Below are 15,304 nucleotides of genomic sequence, written 5' to 3' on the forward strand. Positions count from 1 at the left end.
GCAGCGAGTAGAGCGTGCGCGCGAACTATTGCTCACGCTGGATATGGAGATAGTTGAGGTCGCTCTAGCTTGTGGCCTATCGGATCACGCTCACCTGAGCCGTCTTTTCAAGAGGTTCAGCGGGACGACACCAAGCCAATGGCGTGAGGCATCGTTAGAATCGAACTTAAGTCTAGTCAGGCCGATGCAGCGACCCGTTCGGGCCAAGGGTCCGGATTGCCGGAATCGTTTGCCTCAATCGGCCTGATCGGCAGGCTGAAGGTCACCGCTGCGCCGCCACCGGGAAGCGTTTCTGCTCGCAGTTGTCCTTGATGAGCCTCAATAATCGAATGGCAAATAGCTAGACCCATTCCCATCCCATCTTGCTTCGTAGTGAAGAACGGTTCGAAGATTTTGTCTGGGTCGATGATACCCGTGCCACGATCACGAACTTCAATCTCAATCATTTCGCCTCTTACACGGGACGAGATCGTGACCAGTTGTCTCTCAATCGTTTTTTCCTGCATGGCTTCAGATGCGTTCCTGATAAGGTTGAGCAAAACCTGTTCAAGCTGGACGCGATCCGCGCTTGTGGCTGGTACGTGCGGGTCCAAGTCGATTTCAATCTTCACGGCTTGAGCAATAAGTCTGTCAGTAATTAAATCTCTCAGGTCGGTGATCAGTGCGTTTACGTCTACTTTGTGCTTGGGGAACACGGCCTTTCCAAAGAGGGCTCTTATACGGCTGACGACTTGCGCAGCTGCATCGGCATCTCGAACGATCCATTCAGCGGTCCTGTTCGCTCTGTCGAGATTGGGTGGAACAGCGTCGAGCCAACGTTTAAAGGCATGAGAGTTCGCGACTAATGCTTGCAGCGGTTGATTTAGTTCATGCGCAATTGAGACCGATAGTTCCGAAAGGCTCGCCGCTCTGAGGGCGCGTGCCAAACGTTCATCGGACCGCCGGAGTGCTTCCTGGGCACGGACCTCGTCGTCAATGTCCAGGTTCACTCCGTACCATCTTATTATTTCGCCATCTTCGTTGAGGAGTGGTTCTATTCGGGACTGCATCCACCTGTATTGGCCGTCTTTCCGGCGCAGTCGTCCCTTGTGACTAAAGGGTTTTCCCGCAGCAATCGTCTGCTTGATCGCACTATCGACTGCAACTCGATCTTCGGGATGTATAAATTCGACCATTTTCAGCTTATCGCCGTCCAGAAGAGCGGAGGCGACCGACAGCCCTGACCAATCCACAAACCGCTTGTTGAAGTAGTACGGCATTCCCTCGGGCGTCATAAGCCAGATTAACGAGGGAACGGTGTCAATTAGCAACCGAAGCTCGTTTTCGCTCTTGCGAACGGCTTCCGTTGCTTCGACTTGATCATTTATATCAAGGCAGACTCCATACCACTGGATGATGCTACCATCGTGACCACGGAGAGCCTCCGCCTTCCCATCGATCCAGCGGTAAACACCATCATGGCGACGTTGACGGTATCGAAGAGCGAACGCTTGCCCACTATTCAGCGCCTGCTCAAGGGATTGCTTCCAGATGGCGCGATCCTCAGGATGTATCGTTGCCATTATTGCCTTAGCAAACTGGGCCGAGTCGCCTGGGTTCGTCGACTCTAGTGGAATACCAGTCCAGATTCTGAGGGGAGTGTTTATATAGGAAGGTTGCCCTTCTGCAGTTGCGCACCAAATCAACGCTGGAACCGTGTCGATCATCTGTTGAAGCTGAGTTTGGCTGTCCAGCAACGCCGCTTCAGCTTTGCGTTGATCATCGATATCAACCGTTGTTGCGAACCAAGCCACAATGTGCCCATTTTCATCGCGAGATGCTATCGCGGCGTCTCGCATCCAGCGGTAAGTGCCGTCATGTCGTCTGACGCGCTGTTCCTCGAAGATTGGTTCGCCAGTGCGTAGGCTGTGATCCCAGCGGTCCATGCAACCGTCGCGATCCTCGGGATGCACAAATTTGCTCCACCACGAGTGATTGTCTATCTTGGATATCGCACTCATTTCGGCGGCGGTGACGCCGACATAGTTTAGAGCCTTTGGATTTAGAAACCTAAGGCGACCGTCAGCGTAGGCCGACCATCCAAAGCCAGGTATGTCCTCGATATTCGGCTGAACCGTTTCATAGACCCGGTCGAACAGAGTCTTCGCGTTCGCAAGCTTCATTAGCATTGCCAGGCAAATGGCGCTGGCACCAAACCCAAAAAGGCGCTCGGTCGGCTCCACGCCGTCATAAAACGGAGAATTTAAAAAGCACGCCGTCGCAAAGAAAATTGCCAAGAGGGTAGGGATCGCGTGGCGACATTTCGCTAGCAAGCACGTCGCAGCGACCGTGACCAACATTGCAGTCGGATCAGACAGCACGAATGTCAAAACGGTTCCTGAGAACCCGATAACGTATACTAAACAGCGCCGACCTTTCGACGTTGCGATGTGGTTGAAAGCCCAGGAAACGGCCACGGTAGTCCCCACTCAAATGTCCCGAACATTTTTTCCGAGTTTACATTAAGATCGCACAAAATCGACTATCCCAAAGGATAGATAGGCGACTTAGAGGGGAGGGAGGCTAAAAGGCGGAAGGTGCTACAACTGACCGCGAAGTTCTGACGGCAGCGACTGCCAGGCACTAAAGAGCTGAGCAAACGAGGTAACTTGCATTTTTTTCATGCCATTACTTCTATGAAGCTTGACCGTGACTTCTTGTATCTTCAGAGCGTGAGAAATCTGCTTGTTCAATTCCCCTGCTACCACCATTCGGAGCACTTCCCGCTCTCGGGACGACAGGGTTTCAAACAACGCAACATACTTGTTGAATGTGTTGGCCAGCTCGCGCTGACTAATGTCGATGGCGATTGCCTTCGATACAGCGTCCAGAAAAGTTTGTTCTCGAACTGGTTTAGTCAAAAAATCTTGCGCGCCAGCTTTCATCGCTTGAACGCTCATTGCGATGTCGCCATGGGCAGTCAAAAACACGATAGGGGTGGAGACACCATTTCGTGTTAAATGGGTTTGCAAATCGAGGCCGCTAAGCCCCGGCATTCTCACGTCAAGAATGAGGCATGCTGGCCGATCTGGCAGAGGTTCGCTGAGAAAAGCGTGCCCTGAAGAATACGTAACGGCATCGATGCCGACAGAATTCAAAAGGTTTCCAAGTGACTCGCATACAGCAACGTCATCATCGACCAAAATCGCAATTGGATTTTTGACCTTCATCTCTCCCATGAGAGTCATGTGTCCCCCCATTGATCCGACGACTGCCTTTCCTTGAGAACCCGTAATCGAAAAATAGTACAATAAATCCTCTCCGGTTTGAAGACTATGCCACGGGAATTTGGCTGCATTCGTGGGTTTTTACCGTATTGTTGCGGGTCAGGTGTTTCACTGGGTGACAAACCCAACGGGTAAATGGTCCGGGCGAATAGGTTTCAATCATCCAGATTCTAGGACAGCTTGACGCAAGCCTAAGGATGCATTCGTGGGTTGCAATTATTTCCGTTAGCATTGGAGTGTTCCATGAGGATCGGGTCTGGCTCTGACTCAGTATATCAACTCTTTCTGCCACGAACGAAGAACGACAACCTAGCTGATGGGGGTGGGCAGCGGCCATCTGGGCCTTCTATCCGAGGCGTCGGTGGCAGCGCTTCCGATAATTCAATCGCAGCCGCGTTACAGGCTAAGTTGGCGCAAAGTGCCTTCGACCGTAATGATTCTAATGGTGATGGCTTTGTTGATAAGCAGGAGTACATCGACAACAGTTTGAAGCCGCGCTCAGACGGTTACGTGCCGGACCAGGCGGACGTGGAGCGGAGATGGAGCGAATTTGACAAGGAGGGAAAAGGCCGTCTCTCCAAGGAGGAATTTAAAGAAGGGTTCTCCTCTGTTGTGAGCGTATCTGTGGGTCATTTCAGCAAGCCTATACGGTAAAACTCTGGGCCTTCGACCGGTTTCGGTTGGAGGCCTTCGTCTCTACACAGAAGCAAACGACTAGACCAAAGCACAGGTAGACTGTTCTCCGAGCCAGCTAGACGCTCCGAGTGAAGGCTGTAATCTCTTTACGAAAAATCGAAGTTCGACCGTTCTTAAGTCGGCTTAGTGGTTATCATGGAGAGGGTGATGGACGCGACAGGCTATGTTAAGCGGCAAAAAACCAATATAATCTCTGCGTTGGCGACGCTTAAAAGAGAGACAACGCGGACGGCGAGCCTCGTAACGCTGAGCCAGATAGCCTCATCCATTACCCTTGATCTTCGTCAACCGCTTGCAGTTATCGCGACAGACTGTGCAACTGGCCGTCATCTGCTCGCTCAGCCTCATGCAGACGCACCGAAGATTCGGCTTCTGCTCGACCGAATATTAGAATGCGTCCACTGGGCAAACGAGGTGGTCTCCAAGATCGACCAATCTGATCCCCAAAGGACACCTTTTCCGTCCGATCAAGATATCAACGAAGTTATAGCAACCTCCATTCAAGTTGTGGGCTGCGAAAGCATTTCCAACGGAGTGAAGGTCTCGTTCTCGTCTAGCGAGCCTGGATTGCTGGTATTTGGGGACAGGGCGTTGCTCCAACAGCTTTTGGTGACGCTGTTAGTTGTTGTCATAAGAAAACTAAACACGTCCACACTGCACCCGTGTGAACTTAGAATCGAAACTTGCCGCAGGGACGGCCATGTCTTTATCACCGTCGCAGCGAGAAATCCGCGTAGGCAGTCAATCTACGGAACGGGAGACCCAAAGGTAGAACTGTTCGGCACTGGACAGCAGCTCGAAGAGAAAGCCTATCTTGAGTCCTGTGATGCCATCGTCGCCGCACATGGTGGCATCTTGAACCGAATTCAAACTGAACCCATCACCTGGTACTCAATAGTTCTGCCGTTATCTTGCCGTGCCGCCTGATCCTGAGCCCTTGGGGCCAATACGAGGGCGAGCTTTGCCAGCAGACAATCTTGGAGGTTATCATGCCAAATTCCAGCCAATCTTTGGAGCGAGCGCCCACAATCTATATTGTTGATGATGAGGAGCATTTAGGCTCATCTCTGGTCAATTTGTTTGAATCGATGCAGCGTAAAGCAGTGACCTTTAAAAGCGCAGCAGACTTTTTAGCAAACGTTGATGCTCGTGATCGAGGCTGTATCCTACTTGATGTCCAGATGCCCGGCATGACAGGGTTAGAAATGCAGGAGAGGCTTGCCGAAATTGGTAGCCAGCTCCCTATTATCTTCATGACGGGAAACGGCAATGTTTCAGTTAGCGTGACAGCGATGAAGGCTGGCGCATTTGATTTCCTTCTCAAGCCCTTCAGCAGCAACGCGGTAATTCAGGCTACAGACAAGGCCATTGAGTATGACGAAAAAAATCGAGTTAAAGGTGCTTTTCGTCAGAAGATTCAAGATTGCAGCGATAAACTCACTCCCCGGGAGACCGAGGTGCTCAAGTACGTTAGCCAGGGTCTCATGAACAAGCAGATCGCACATGAGATGAGTATTAGCGAGATCATGGTGAAGCTTCACCGAGGCCGAATGATGCGAAAAATGCAGGCTACATCGATTGTTGATATTGTCCGTAAATATGATTTTTTGAGCGCGTCGGGGGTTGGAGTCTCCACCTAGCCCACAACCTCGGTGGTGTCTGAGACAATTTTGACTGATTTTTGGTCGGCGCAGATGAACCGTCGCCGACCGCCGTTGAAGCCAAAACTTTCTGAGAGACCGCCAACTTTGAGGCTCAGGCCTAAATATCAGCTTAAGCGCCGTTTGAGAGCATGTCGGTTTACGCGTGACGGAATGGAATCACGTTGTTGCCCCGCATAAATGCAAGGGCACCCTCTGCCTCAATGGCTTTCACCGCTACGTCCCGCGCCTCTGCGTCGGATTGGAATTGCTCATCCCAGACGTGACTTGTGTTGTTGTGGTCGACCACCTCAAGCGTCCATGTCGTATCGGTTTCCAGTCGGAAGATGTCGATGGAGAAGGGAAAGCCATCAACGACGATCCTCTTACTTTTGCCAGAGGTCACCAGATTGGGTTCGTCGTCTTCAATCATTTAGCGCGTCCAGCTTCTGTATCACGACGACGAATATGCCAATGGAGCTGAACCCGTCAAGCGGCTTGCTTGACGTCCTTTTTAGATGCCCACGGCAGCGACTCGTTGATCCGTATCGGCCTGTGGCCATTTACGATAGTGGCGAGCGGCTCCGTATCAGGGACGAATTTTTCCAAACTGGCGGCTAGCTTAGGTCGATTGCATCTTGGCGGACTTTCAGATGGAAGGACGCCCTCGGGAATTTGCGATGCTGAGCCATCTTGGGGGTATAGCGTCTGTTTTGCTGGTGATTAAATGTCCTCGTAAAGACGCACACATTATGCCTTTGCCGCTGCTGACGGGGTTGCGGCATCCCTTGCACAAACAATCGAAAAGTTTGCACTGCTCTGCCACCATTGTCGATTGGGGGTCAGGTCAACCTCTTGTCAGAACCGGCGAAAGCACGAGCGATGTCAACGTGTCAGGGCTCGCAGCGAGTTTGATTCCCTTTGGATTTTCACTTGTCGCAGAAGACGGGCGATAACCGAACACAGTGGGCGCGACAACAGGGATGTATCCTCGAAAAGCTCTTCGTAATGATATGAGGCACTCTGCTCTGACTCGATGTCGAGCAGCCGATGGAACGCGACATGAGACAATCTCCAGCCATCGGATGTGACGGGTAGCGCGATTGCGTGGCTCGGCGAGCTGAACATCGCAGCGGAGGGGGTGTCGCACATGCATACCACCAGCTCATAACCACTGAGGCTTGTCGTGGCGGGAACCGGTAAGCTGACACCGATAACTATTGATACTCTTCGTGCCCTGGTCTCCGTGACCAGGGGATCGGCGATTGGTGTGGGTGTATGAAGCTTTACAGAGGCTCTTATACAGTTCGACAGGATGATCTGTAACGAGTCTAGCTCCTCGGCGAATTCGTGATTGCCGGTAATCACGACTTCATCCGCCTCTAAAAGGGCGTGCGCCACGTCCGCTAGGACTGCACTCCAGCCTGAAACGGTATAGCGGTCGGTTGTTTGGTCATACTGCATTGGAAATGGTAAAACCCCAAGCTCTGAGAGCGCGGTCTGAGGCCAAGCTTTTAACTGAGACACAGAATTGGTGGCGAAAAACTCGGGTCCGGCTTTTGGCGTCCGGGGGAGCGTAATTTCCATTCCGGTGCATTTTGCATTCGATAATGACGATGTCATAATAACCCCCACAAAGTCGTGCCGTACCTGTTCAAAGGTTGATCGTGCGGCAAGATTGGCCAGTAGCCTCTTGCGCAGCTAAGAAAGCCTAACCTTTTGTGACAGATACATAAACTATACAAAGGTTTGCTGCGATCCTGCCTCGTGAACTGAACCGCAGCGCTGTAACTAGACGTCGTTCAAACGAGTTAAACGAAGGCTCTCTGCCCAAAGCAGCTCAGAGGTTTCTATGTCTATCGCGTAGGGTCGGACGCCGAATGAGTTTTCGTCCTCAAGCGAAGCGATGTTGCAATTTTCGCAGTACACTCCTCCCAAGCTCGCCAGCAGGGGACTAGTGGCGCACCAGACTGTTGTCGCTGCTCCCTGAGCGAAGTTTTTCCGATCAGACGCAGGATCGATGATAGGGTTTCCATCCGCGTCAAGGGCGTTGAAACTCGCAATCTCTTCTGCGGAAAGATGTCGAGCGAGCGGGCCCACTATTGATCCGGGATGAACCGAATATGCCCGTATTCCCCGGTTTTTTCCTCGGCGATCCGCTGCTACAGCGAATAAAGCGTTCGCCGTTTTCGCCTGCCCGTATGCAACCCACTTGTCGTACGTTCGAGATGAAAACGAAAGGTCTTGAAGGTCGAAACCTGGGATCATGTGACCTCGGGAAGACAGAACCACAATGCGTGATTGCTTGGCAGCAACCATCGCGGGCCAGAGCCGGACTGCTAGTCGAAAGTGGCCAAGGTGGTTTGTTGCAAATTGCCCCTCGTTACCTTCTCTATCACGAAACAAGGGGGTGGCCATGACGCCCGCGTTTAGGATCAGGACTGACACGGCTCGTCCAGACCCCATAAGCTCCGTTGCAAAGCGGTCGATGGAGTCCGGGTCGAGGAGATCAAGTTCGAAAACTTCGACTCGTGGAATATCCGCTACTGCCGTGCGAGCCCTGTCTACATCGCGTGTCGCTACGATTACGTTCGCACCGATTGAAGAAAGGACCTTAGTGGTCTCAAGCCCCAATCCCGACCCGCCGCCTGTGACAACCACCAATTTACCAGTCAAATCAATGTTCTCTGCTACATCCAATGCTCGCGTTTCTGGCCCCCAACCTGTCTCAAGGGGAATTTGATAGTGCGTCATGGCTCTGAACTCCTGAGTTTGATATTCCAAATCTTATCGCCTAAGATCAGAACATCTATGTTCAGGAAGCCGAATTTCTGTAGAGATCGTCCTATGACCCACGCTGATCCCCTATCTGACGTCCTGGTCCTCACCAGGGCGCGAGGCGTTTTGTCAACAGGTCTAAGGGCGTCGGGAAGGTGGGGAATATCCGTCGAAGTGGCGGACGACCTGAAATTCAACGCGATCAGCGAGGGGCAGTGTTTGATCCTCGTAGGGGATGCTTCGCCTTTGGTTCTGGAAAAGGGGGATTGCTTTTTGATCAGGGGGCCGCTCAGTTTCGTTTTGACAAACGATCTTGATAGCACCGTTATTCCTGCGGCCGACGTATTCGCCGATACGACCGATGGTTTTGCCGTTCTGGACAATGGCGGTATGCCGAGAGTGACGTTCATCGGCGGAAGAATGAACTCCGTCGAGGGGATGGATTTACTCACAACCTCATTGCCGAATTTTCTGGTGCTGAAGTCAGGCAACAAAGGCGCGACGACGGTTCAGTGGCTGCTCAAGCAGTTAGAGACCGAAGTCAACGAGGACGCTCCAGGGAAGCAGGTGATGTGCGAACAGATCATGCACATGATTTTCGTAGAGATGATCAGAATATGCATTGCGCAAGACAACCTCGGCACGGGATGGCTCCAGGCATTAATCGATCCGAGAATTGGACCTGCGCTTCATCTCATACACTCAGACGCGAAAAAACAATGGCGACTTGAGGAGCTTGCGCTCAAATGCCATCTCTCGCGGTCACAATTCTCTGCAAGATTCAAACGCGCGGTGGGCCTGTCGCCTCTCGACTATCTGCTCCGGTGGAGGATGAACTTGGCGAGACACGCATTGCAAGTTCCGAATGCATCAATATCAAGGGTCGCGGACCAAGTCGGATATAGCTCTGAGGCAGCCTTCGGTGCCGCTTTCAAACGCGTTTTCGGCGTGTCTCCTGGACGACGTACTCAACAGACTGAGAAGCGGCTTCGGCATTGAAGGGCTACTGCATTGATGAGCCAGCGACATTCCTACAAGCGAAGCCCCTTTTCCACCTTCATTTAAATGGAAGGATTTTGGCCGATTTTAAGTTCCTCCTACCCTTTTCCCTGTGATTGAGCGCCTCTTCGTATTGGCTGATGACCTCATGGGCGAGGGAAAGCCGTTTCTCGTAACGTTCGTGCTGTATTCGTGCTTTGCGTACGCTGATAGTGTTGATAACGACCCCGCCAAGTACCAGGGCGCAACAGATGACGGACGCGAAAAGCAGCACCGATATCGTGATGGTAGGTCCTGGCCAAAATTGGACTTCTGGATTCAGGGCACTCAATAAATTGATCGCCTCTTTTTCGAGGGACTGAGAAAAAGTTGAAATATGATCCCGAGCCATGTGCATTCCATCCTCCGGTATTGTTCGTTTCGACGCTCGAAATCAGCGCGGCGTCTTTACGGCAAGGTGCGTGGGAAGTTGGAGCGGCAATCCCAGACTAAAGTCAGTCCGTGACCATCGCAGGTTCAACGGCAGATTCCGTGCGTGACGGAATTTTCCGCCATTCATAAAAATGGGTTCCAGTTCCGTGATCGTGGACTAATATATCGCCATCGACTTCAACCGAGAATTCTGCATGGACTGGGTCTTCGAAGCCCGCGAACATCATGCGCTGCTCAAATATGTCAGACCCGCTTAGGAAGGATATCTCAAACATCGCCACCGTAGCATCCCAGTGTGCAATCAAAGCTGGATTGCGACCGCGACCGAGTGCTCGTTCAGAGTACGCGAATATCTGAGGCAGGCCGAAGAACCGGTCAACTTCCTTTGACATCCGCTCGTCGGTGTCCGGCTGCCAGTCGGTCGATGATATGGGACCGCTCCAGGCCTTTTCTGAAGGTGGGTCGCCAAAAAAGCCGACGCTTCGATAGCCATAGCCATTCCGACAGATAGCGATTTGGATGCGCGCTTTTGCTTCTCGATCACGTCGTTTGCGGCGAATAGTCATCTGAAGTTGTTGGATGTAGTCATTGTAAGCGGTTATCGGCATGATGGTGCCCCCAAAGGAGAAGACATTGCGTGTTCTGCGCTTTGCAGTGCCACCGGTTGGAAAACTGGATGCTTGCCGGTTCGATTGGCATCAGGTTGCGGATTGTCCCGACCTGCCAGCGCATTTGACGCGGTCTCAAGTAGATTTGCAAAGGTGGCAGTCTCAATACCGTCTGCGATATTTAATAGGCGGATTAAGGGGTCCCGGAGGACCTCAGAAATCGTCAGATCATCAATTGACTGCGCATTTCGGTAGTCGCGAGGTCGCAAAACTAGAAAGTAGCCTGTCGGGGACAAGGCCATTTCCAAATCATTACATGACCAGTTCTCAAGGAGGTTTTCTGGCAAGCCCACTTTCGCAGCGGCCAGAGAGAATTCGTCAGCGACTGCCTGGAGTGCATACCCAATAAGATTCGACTGCTCCTCTGCATTCGGCGCGCTGGCATCACTTACGGAAATACCGTCGAACTCGCGTGCGAAAAATTGTTCGCGTCCAGCACAACCTTCGTCGAAATTTTCGTTGGCATTAAAATACTGGAGGTCAGTACGCGTTCTACTTAGGATGGTCAGCAATCTCTGAAAACAACTAACCTGAAACATCTTCTAATCCCGGAGCTATACTGAAATGGACGATATCTCAGAGCATCCGGCGGTGTTAGCATACTTAAGTGCACCTATCTTCCAGAGCCAGCGCCGTTAAGTTGGTGTCGTTGCCCACGATCTCCTCCCGGGCAACTGCGATGAACTCGGCGTTTCCCCTGCGCCGAGCCGCGCGGATCGCTGATCCGCTATTGGGCCGTCTTCAGCCGCCGAAGACGGCCCTTTTTGCGAATTGTCGGGGGTTATGTTTGGTCTATTTCGGTGATCTTTTTTAAAATGAGACTGCCATCCGATATCGTGTCGAGACACCCGGCGAATCGCCTCAGTTCTTGAAGGCAAAGCCCATCTGGCCGATATTCTTCAAGCCAACGCACAAGAACGGGGAAGGCAATGATGCACGAACTCGACCGGGCCATTGAAATCGCACTGGAGGCGCATGCGGGGCAGAACGATAAAACAGGAGAGCCCTATTTTCTTCATTGCAACCGCGTAGCAGCGGCGGTTTCCACCATTGCTGAGAAGACGGTAGCCTATCTGCATGATGTCGTGGAAAAGAGCGAGGGTCGGTCGATTGAGCGACTTAAAGTCGAGGGTTTCTCTGACTTAATCGTCTCGGCTGTCGACGCCCTGACGAAGCGGGAGGACGAAAACGAGGAAGACTTTGTGCGCCGTGCGGCGCGTCTCGCTAGACCCGTGACGGAAGCCGATCTGAAAGACAATCTTGACCAGGCCGAGGCAAGTGGGCTCGATCCCGCGAAGTATGTCGAGGGCTTAAAAACGTTGAGCGAGACCGGTAGCGCCGAACCGGCCCACAACAGGCATGTTCAGGATGCCGACCGGACCAGCGACGGACAGGGCGGCTTAACTGAATGACCCCACAGCGGGTAACTCCGCCTTCTTCTCCACGCTGGGATCATCGGGAAACGCTTGGTCATCAAACCAGAGATTGTCGACCAGGTCACCGAGAGACTTTATCACCTGTTCGCGCGACCATCCGGCTTTGACAGCTTCATCAATCACCGCCAGAAATGATGGCTCCAGCGCCTCCTGACATTCCAAATTGTCATCCTTCGGATTTTCATTTGGTGCTTTTATCATGCGAAATCCTCCGTTTTCGCAAAGAATTCGGAGGCGACAAGATCAGTTCCAGCATGCGAAAGCTGCGGTTGAAACAGGAAATGACACGCCCATCCCGTGACCGCGAAAATCGGGTACGTACCTCACGGAACCCGTCATGAATCCGTCTTGCGCCGCTGTTAGTTTTGGCTCAGGATGCTCTGCCGGAAGTCGCGAGGAGGCGGCGTTCCGCCAATAGTGTCAGTTCCTTGGGAGGAAAATGATGCATATTTCCGATACCGCAATACCGCCAAACGACCTTACCATGCTGCAGACCGTTCTGGACGCATGGTGCTTTCAGAATCGCATCTTACGCCGGGACGCAACTGCGGAAGCCAAGATATTGATCAGCGAATACAAACGCGGCAATCGCTCGCAGATCAAACTGATTGATGCCCTCATCAACAGCACGACGCACTAACCGGGCTCACAACCGACCGTGTTAGAGACCCGGCCAAGCAGCCGGGTTTTTCGTCGATTGTCCTGTGAGCTGTAGAAAGTTTTTGCTCGCAAGCGCGACAGTAACACTATAGAATCTGTTGTGTATTCGGTTGGGAGGACCAGAGGGTTTACTCGTTTTTCGTTATTTCCCGCCGATTGGAAGGAACTGGCTTAATCCATAAGAGGAGACAGACATGACGAATGCCTTGCCGCCACTTTTCAACGGACATGCGCCGATCACCCTTCAACAAGCGTTCCGTGAGGCGCTCTACGCCTTTGAAGAATGGGACACGGGACTGACAGAACCGCTCGTGACGGTCGAAGGCCGGATCACTCCGATCAGCCTTGTTTTCGAGGCCATGCGAGACTGCGACGACATCGTACCATTGAACCTGTCCACAGCAATCACCGAACGACTGACCAAGCCGTGGAAAGGCGAAGGCCCGCTTGATCAAATGAGCTTCTCCACCGCCGCTCGCGTAATGCAGGTTTTGGTGCGGAAACGCGTTCTCGCCGATGGCATTGCCAACATGGTGGGTGGTTCGAGCGTAACTGCCGAACAAGTGCCGTCTGAATGAACTTCACGGGATCGCGTTCCAACGACCGCGATCCCACCCTCAGTACGGGATTCCGTTTCTATGCGGATATTCACGCGAATGAGATAAGCTCATTTCGCAGGCGCAACGAGCGCTTCCCCTTTGCGGACCACGTACGTCGCAAGCTCCGATGCCTTGCCGGTACCAACATTCCTGGCTGAATGAATAACACCCGCAGGTATAAACAGTGATTGCCCGACGGAAAGGGTCACGGATTTTCGCCCCTCAAGTTCGTACTGCAGCGTACCTTTGAGCACATAAGCGACTTCTTCTCCGGGATGCGAATGTTTCGGGGCAAGCTGGCCAGGGGTAAAATCGACGCGCACTTGCACAATTTCGTAGCCAGCAACCCCGATGTCATTCTTGAGCAGGTCGGTGCGCTGTAATTGTTGGGCGCTAGCGGCGGGCGAGGCAGATGCGGTTGCGATCAAAACCAATGCACAGGTGATGTTGTGACGCGTTTTCATGAAGGTGTCCTTTCGTGACTGACCTTGCTGTTATGTTATCGGGGCTCTAGTGAACTTAAGGGCTCGATCCCAGCATCTCTGCGGCCTTTGTGTACCCACCACCCATTCCGTCGAGGAAATGGAGATGGGACCCTTTATTGCCGGATGGAACCAGGCAGGTCATAAGGGCATGGGTTTGCCGGTGCAGGCCAAACCTGACGTCTCCACGATCTCTGGCCCTGACAAGGAGCTTCTCGACCATTTCGATTTGGTGGGCCGTGCAATCCAATGTCAGGCGCAGAACATCGTCATATCTCCGATAATCGGAATTCGAGACGACATCTGCCCAGTCTCCGCCGCCAAGATACTCGGCGACATCCCTGGTAATGACGATATCGTTAGGCACGGGGTGCGAGCGGCGGTCGGGTTCATCGAACACAGCCAGGATTTGTCTTGCCAAGGCCGTGAACACCGCTGACTTTGTGTGGTCGACGGGCTCGACCAGCAGGGACAGTATCTCGCCACTCTGGCTGGGAATTGGGGCCCACTCGCATGTGAGCCCATTTAGGTCCGGGGCCTCGTGCATGAGATTTTGCTCTATCGCATATTTTCCGGCCTTAATCTGCCGATCCGCCCAATTCAGTCCCCCGCCAGCAAACATTGCGTATATAGCGGTCTTGGAGGCCGAGTATTGGGCAGTCCTGACATCACTTCCGGCCGCTCGGATGTCTTTTACCGAGACCAAGCCTGCCCGCAGGTCGAGTTGAAAGACCTCGCGGACGTACTGGACTGTCTGCCGGAGCGCCAATGTCGCCGTTTCCAACCTAACGGGATGAAGGGCGAATGCGGCACCATCGCCGCGAAAGACGAATGGGAAGTCGAAACTGTCCCAGGCGTTCCCGAGCGCTGCGATTGCGGATGCGCCCGCGAAATTGACGTCCTTGTAGCGACCCGCAATCACCGCCGAGGTGGAATCAACCACATCGGTTATCCCGACAAACCACTCGTCAGGGAGTGGTTGGTAGATTGCCGTGTCAAGCAGAGCGGCGAAGTCATGGTATGGGCGGTCATGCGTTTGGAACTTGGACATTGGGTTGCCTCCAGGCTTCTCACGCCACGATTGATGGCTTGATCACGTATTTGTCGGGTCTGCCCGATGCGGGCAGACCCGAGAGAGCATGCTCAGACGAGGTTGGTCACAACATTGACGTTGCCGTGCGTTGCCTTGGAGTAAGGGCAAATCGTGTGAGCGGCCGCGATCAGCTCGCGAGCGATCACAGGATCGATGTCCGGCACGCTGACATTGAGACGAGCGCTCAGAAAGTAAACGCCATCGTCGGCGTTCAGATCGATTTCGGCATCGACTGCTGTGCCCGCTGGCAGCTTGATCTGTCTCTGCGAGGCGGCAACTTCGATGGCACCCATGTAGCAGGCCGACCAAGCGGCACCGAACAGGTTTTCGGCGGCCGGATGCGGCTGCTTCATCTTAAGGTCCAGAAAGCCGTCGCTGCTGCGCGTTCCACCGTCGCGGCCATTGGTGTTGTGTGTCTTGCCAGTAAAGAGAACTTTGTTGGTCATAGCGAAATCCGTAAGCGCCGTCTCCGCCCCATTGGATTGGCTATATTTTGAGGCTTGCTGCGTGTGCGAGAAGGTTTCCAGGACTAACTGGAGATTTGCATGGCAGAAG

The 15,304-nt window shown here is 53.0% G+C and carries 19 protein-coding genes; 7 read left to right on the plus strand and 12 right to left on the minus strand.

Annotated elements, in window-relative coordinates:
• Nucleotides 1-176: 176 nt before the first annotated feature.
• Together ASC96_RS16635 and ASC96_RS16640 are read right to left on the minus strand one after the other, a co-directional pair.
• The gene (locus tag ASC96_RS16635) at nt 177-2,360 is read right to left on the minus strand and encodes a PAS domain-containing protein (protein ID WP_244482109.1); all 2,184 of its coding nucleotides are present in this window, start codon (nt 2,358-2,360) and stop codon (nt 177-179) included.
• A 219-nt stretch (nt 2,361-2,579) separates the two neighbouring features.
• Nucleotides 2,580-3,227, minus strand: a complete 648-nt coding sequence (locus tag ASC96_RS16640; RefSeq protein WP_060504283.1) for a response regulator transcription factor — start codon at nt 3,225-3,227, stop codon at nt 2,580-2,582.
• 282 nt (nt 3,228-3,509) lie between these two features.
• On the opposite strand from ASC96_RS16640, the gene ASC96_RS16645 reads away from it, so the two are divergent.
• The 3 genes from ASC96_RS16645 to ASC96_RS16655 all read left to right on the plus strand — a co-directional run bounded on the left by ASC96_RS16645 (nt 3,510) and on the right by ASC96_RS16655 (nt 5,602).
• Entirely contained in the window at nt 3,510-3,920 is a 411-nt protein-coding gene (locus ASC96_RS16645; protein ID WP_060504259.1) for an EF-hand domain-containing protein, read from the plus strand.
• 189 nt (nt 3,921-4,109) lie between these two features.
• Nucleotides 4,110-4,889 carry a hypothetical protein gene (locus ASC96_RS33850; protein ID WP_060504260.1) on the plus strand — a complete coding sequence of 260 codons (780 nt, stop codon included), beginning with the start codon at nt 4,110-4,112 and terminating at the stop codon, nt 4,887-4,889.
• A 62-nt stretch (nt 4,890-4,951) separates the two neighbouring features.
• On the plus strand, nt 4,952-5,602 hold the full coding sequence (locus tag ASC96_RS16655; protein ID WP_060504284.1) for a response regulator: 651 nt from the start codon (nt 4,952-4,954) through the stop codon (nt 5,600-5,602).
• 160 nt (nt 5,603-5,762) lie between these two features.
• Here the strand turns inward: ASC96_RS16655 and ASC96_RS16660 are convergent, their stop codons facing one another.
• The 3 genes from ASC96_RS16660 to ASC96_RS16670 form a co-directional block, all read right to left on the minus strand.
• Nucleotides 5,763-6,035, minus strand: a complete 273-nt coding sequence (locus tag ASC96_RS16660; protein ID WP_060504261.1) for a hypothetical protein — start codon at nt 6,033-6,035, stop codon at nt 5,763-5,765.
• 452 nt (nt 6,036-6,487) lie between these two features.
• Entirely contained in the window at nt 6,488-7,225 is a 738-nt protein-coding gene (locus ASC96_RS16665; protein ID WP_156397570.1) for a hypothetical protein, read from the minus strand.
• 168 nt (nt 7,226-7,393) lie between these two features.
• On the minus strand, nt 7,394-8,356 hold the full coding sequence (locus ASC96_RS16670; RefSeq protein ID WP_060504263.1) for an SDR family NAD(P)-dependent oxidoreductase: 963 nt from the start codon (nt 8,354-8,356) through the stop codon (nt 7,394-7,396).
• A gap of 93 nt (nt 8,357-8,449) precedes the next feature.
• Between ASC96_RS16670 and ASC96_RS16675 the strand changes: the two genes are divergently transcribed.
• Nucleotides 8,450-9,379: an AraC family transcriptional regulator gene (locus tag ASC96_RS16675; protein WP_060504264.1), complete on the plus strand. Its 930-nt coding sequence runs from the start codon at nt 8,450-8,452 to the stop codon at nt 9,377-9,379.
• 58 nt (nt 9,380-9,437) lie between these two features.
• Here the strand turns inward: ASC96_RS16675 and ASC96_RS16680 are convergent, their stop codons facing one another.
• From ASC96_RS16680 to ASC96_RS16690, 3 genes are all read right to left on the minus strand, one after another.
• The gene (locus tag ASC96_RS16680; protein ID WP_156397573.1) at nt 9,438-9,770 is read right to left on the minus strand and encodes a hypothetical protein; all 333 of its coding nucleotides are present in this window, start codon (nt 9,768-9,770) and stop codon (nt 9,438-9,440) included.
• Nucleotides 9,771-9,873: 103 nt separating this feature from the next.
• Nucleotides 9,874-10,419, minus strand: a complete 546-nt coding sequence (locus tag ASC96_RS16685) for a hypothetical protein (RefSeq protein WP_060504266.1) — start codon at nt 10,417-10,419, stop codon at nt 9,874-9,876.
• Nucleotides 10,410-11,018, minus strand: a complete 609-nt coding sequence (locus ASC96_RS16690; RefSeq protein ID WP_060504267.1) for a hypothetical protein — start codon at nt 11,016-11,018, stop codon at nt 10,410-10,412. Before ASC96_RS16690 ends, ASC96_RS16685 begins: the two co-directional genes overlap by 10 nt.
• Nucleotides 11,019-11,411: 393 nt before the next feature.
• Between ASC96_RS16690 and ASC96_RS16695 the strand changes: the two genes are divergently transcribed.
• Nucleotides 11,412-11,891: an HD domain-containing protein gene (locus ASC96_RS16695; RefSeq protein ID WP_082512125.1), complete on the plus strand. Its 480-nt coding sequence runs from the start codon at nt 11,412-11,414 to the stop codon at nt 11,889-11,891.
• Here ASC96_RS16695 and ASC96_RS16700 read toward each other — a convergent pair.
• Nucleotides 11,880-12,116 (minus strand): hypothetical protein, encoded by a 237-nt coding sequence (locus ASC96_RS16700; RefSeq protein WP_060504268.1) that lies wholly within the window; start codon nt 12,114-12,116, stop codon nt 11,880-11,882. The genes ASC96_RS16695 and ASC96_RS16700 overlap by 12 nt on opposite strands.
• A gap of 241 nt (nt 12,117-12,357) precedes the next feature.
• Here ASC96_RS16700 and ASC96_RS16705 point away from each other — a divergent pair, with 241 nt between their 5' ends.
• Together ASC96_RS16705 and ASC96_RS16710 are read left to right on the plus strand one after the other, a co-directional pair.
• On the plus strand, nt 12,358-12,555 hold the full coding sequence (locus ASC96_RS16705; RefSeq protein WP_060504269.1) for a hypothetical protein: 198 nt from the start codon (nt 12,358-12,360) through the stop codon (nt 12,553-12,555).
• Between the two features lie 214 nt (nt 12,556-12,769).
• Nucleotides 12,770-13,153, plus strand: a complete 384-nt coding sequence (locus ASC96_RS16710) for a hypothetical protein (protein ID WP_060504270.1) — start codon at nt 12,770-12,772, stop codon at nt 13,151-13,153.
• 89 nt (nt 13,154-13,242) lie between these two features.
• On the opposite strand, the gene ASC96_RS16715 is transcribed toward ASC96_RS16710, so the two are convergent.
• From ASC96_RS16715 to ASC96_RS16725, 3 genes are all read right to left on the minus strand, one after another.
• Nucleotides 13,243-13,638 carry a cupin domain-containing protein gene (locus tag ASC96_RS16715; protein WP_060504271.1) on the minus strand — a complete coding sequence of 132 codons (396 nt, stop codon included), beginning with the start codon at nt 13,636-13,638 and terminating at the stop codon, nt 13,243-13,245.
• Between the two features lie 55 nt (nt 13,639-13,693).
• Nucleotides 13,694-14,707: a DUF3095 family protein gene (locus ASC96_RS16720; protein ID WP_060504272.1), complete on the minus strand. Its 1,014-nt coding sequence runs from the start codon at nt 14,705-14,707 to the stop codon at nt 13,694-13,696.
• A 92-nt stretch (nt 14,708-14,799) separates the two neighbouring features.
• Nucleotides 14,800-15,195, minus strand: a complete 396-nt coding sequence (locus ASC96_RS16725; protein WP_060504273.1) for an Ohr family peroxiredoxin — start codon at nt 15,193-15,195, stop codon at nt 14,800-14,802.
• Between the last annotated feature and the right edge of the window lie 109 nt (nt 15,196-15,304).

This window comes from Rhizobium sp. Root1204, from assembly GCF_001424965.1.
Taxonomy (GTDB): Bacteria; Pseudomonadota; Alphaproteobacteria; order Rhizobiales; family Rhizobiaceae; genus Pararhizobium.

Coding starts and splice junctions, on each gene's coding strand:
- ASC96_RS16710 (WP_060504270.1), top strand. CDS start 12,770: ATGACGAATGCCTTGCCGCCACTTTTCAACGGACATGCGCCGATCACC.
- ASC96_RS16675 (WP_060504264.1), top strand. CDS start 8,450: ATGACCCACGCTGATCCCCTATCTGACGTCCTGGTCCTCACCAGGGCG.
- ASC96_RS16715 (WP_060504271.1), bottom strand. CDS start 13,638: ATGAAAACGCGTCACAACATCACCTGTGCATTGGTTTTGATCGCAACC.
- ASC96_RS16660 (WP_060504261.1), bottom strand. CDS start 6,035: ATGATTGAAGACGACGAACCCAATCTGGTGACCTCTGGCAAAAGTAAG.
- ASC96_RS16645 (WP_060504259.1), top strand. CDS start 3,510: ATGAGGATCGGGTCTGGCTCTGACTCAGTATATCAACTCTTTCTGCCA.
- ASC96_RS16685 (WP_060504266.1), bottom strand. CDS start 10,419: ATGCCGATAACCGCTTACAATGACTACATCCAACAACTTCAGATGACT.
- ASC96_RS16700 (WP_060504268.1), bottom strand. CDS start 12,116: ATGATAAAAGCACCAAATGAAAATCCGAAGGATGACAATTTGGAATGT.
- ASC96_RS16705 (WP_060504269.1), top strand. CDS start 12,358: ATGCATATTTCCGATACCGCAATACCGCCAAACGACCTTACCATGCTG.
- ASC96_RS33850 (WP_060504260.1), top strand. CDS start 4,110: ATGGACGCGACAGGCTATGTTAAGCGGCAAAAAACCAATATAATCTCT.
- ASC96_RS16665 (WP_156397570.1), bottom strand. CDS start 7,225: ATGACATCGTCATTATCGAATGCAAAATGCACCGGAATGGAAATTACG.
- ASC96_RS16695 (WP_082512125.1), top strand. CDS start 11,412: ATGCACGAACTCGACCGGGCCATTGAAATCGCACTGGAGGCGCATGCG.
- ASC96_RS16720 (WP_060504272.1), bottom strand. CDS start 14,707: ATGTCCAAGTTCCAAACGCATGACCGCCCATACCATGACTTCGCCGCT.
- ASC96_RS16655 (WP_060504284.1), top strand. CDS start 4,952: ATGCCAAATTCCAGCCAATCTTTGGAGCGAGCGCCCACAATCTATATT.
- ASC96_RS16640 (WP_060504283.1), bottom strand. CDS start 3,227: ATGACTCTCATGGGAGAGATGAAGGTCAAAAATCCAATTGCGATTTTG.
- ASC96_RS16690 (WP_060504267.1), bottom strand. CDS start 11,018: ATGTTTCAGGTTAGTTGTTTTCAGAGATTGCTGACCATCCTAAGTAGA.
- ASC96_RS16725 (WP_060504273.1), bottom strand. CDS start 15,195: ATGACCAACAAAGTTCTCTTTACTGGCAAGACACACAACACCAATGGC.
- ASC96_RS16680 (WP_156397573.1), bottom strand. CDS start 9,770: ATGGCTCGGGATCATATTTCAACTTTTTCTCAGTCCCTCGAAAAAGAG.
- ASC96_RS16670 (WP_060504263.1), bottom strand. CDS start 8,356: ATGACGCACTATCAAATTCCCCTTGAGACAGGTTGGGGGCCAGAAACG.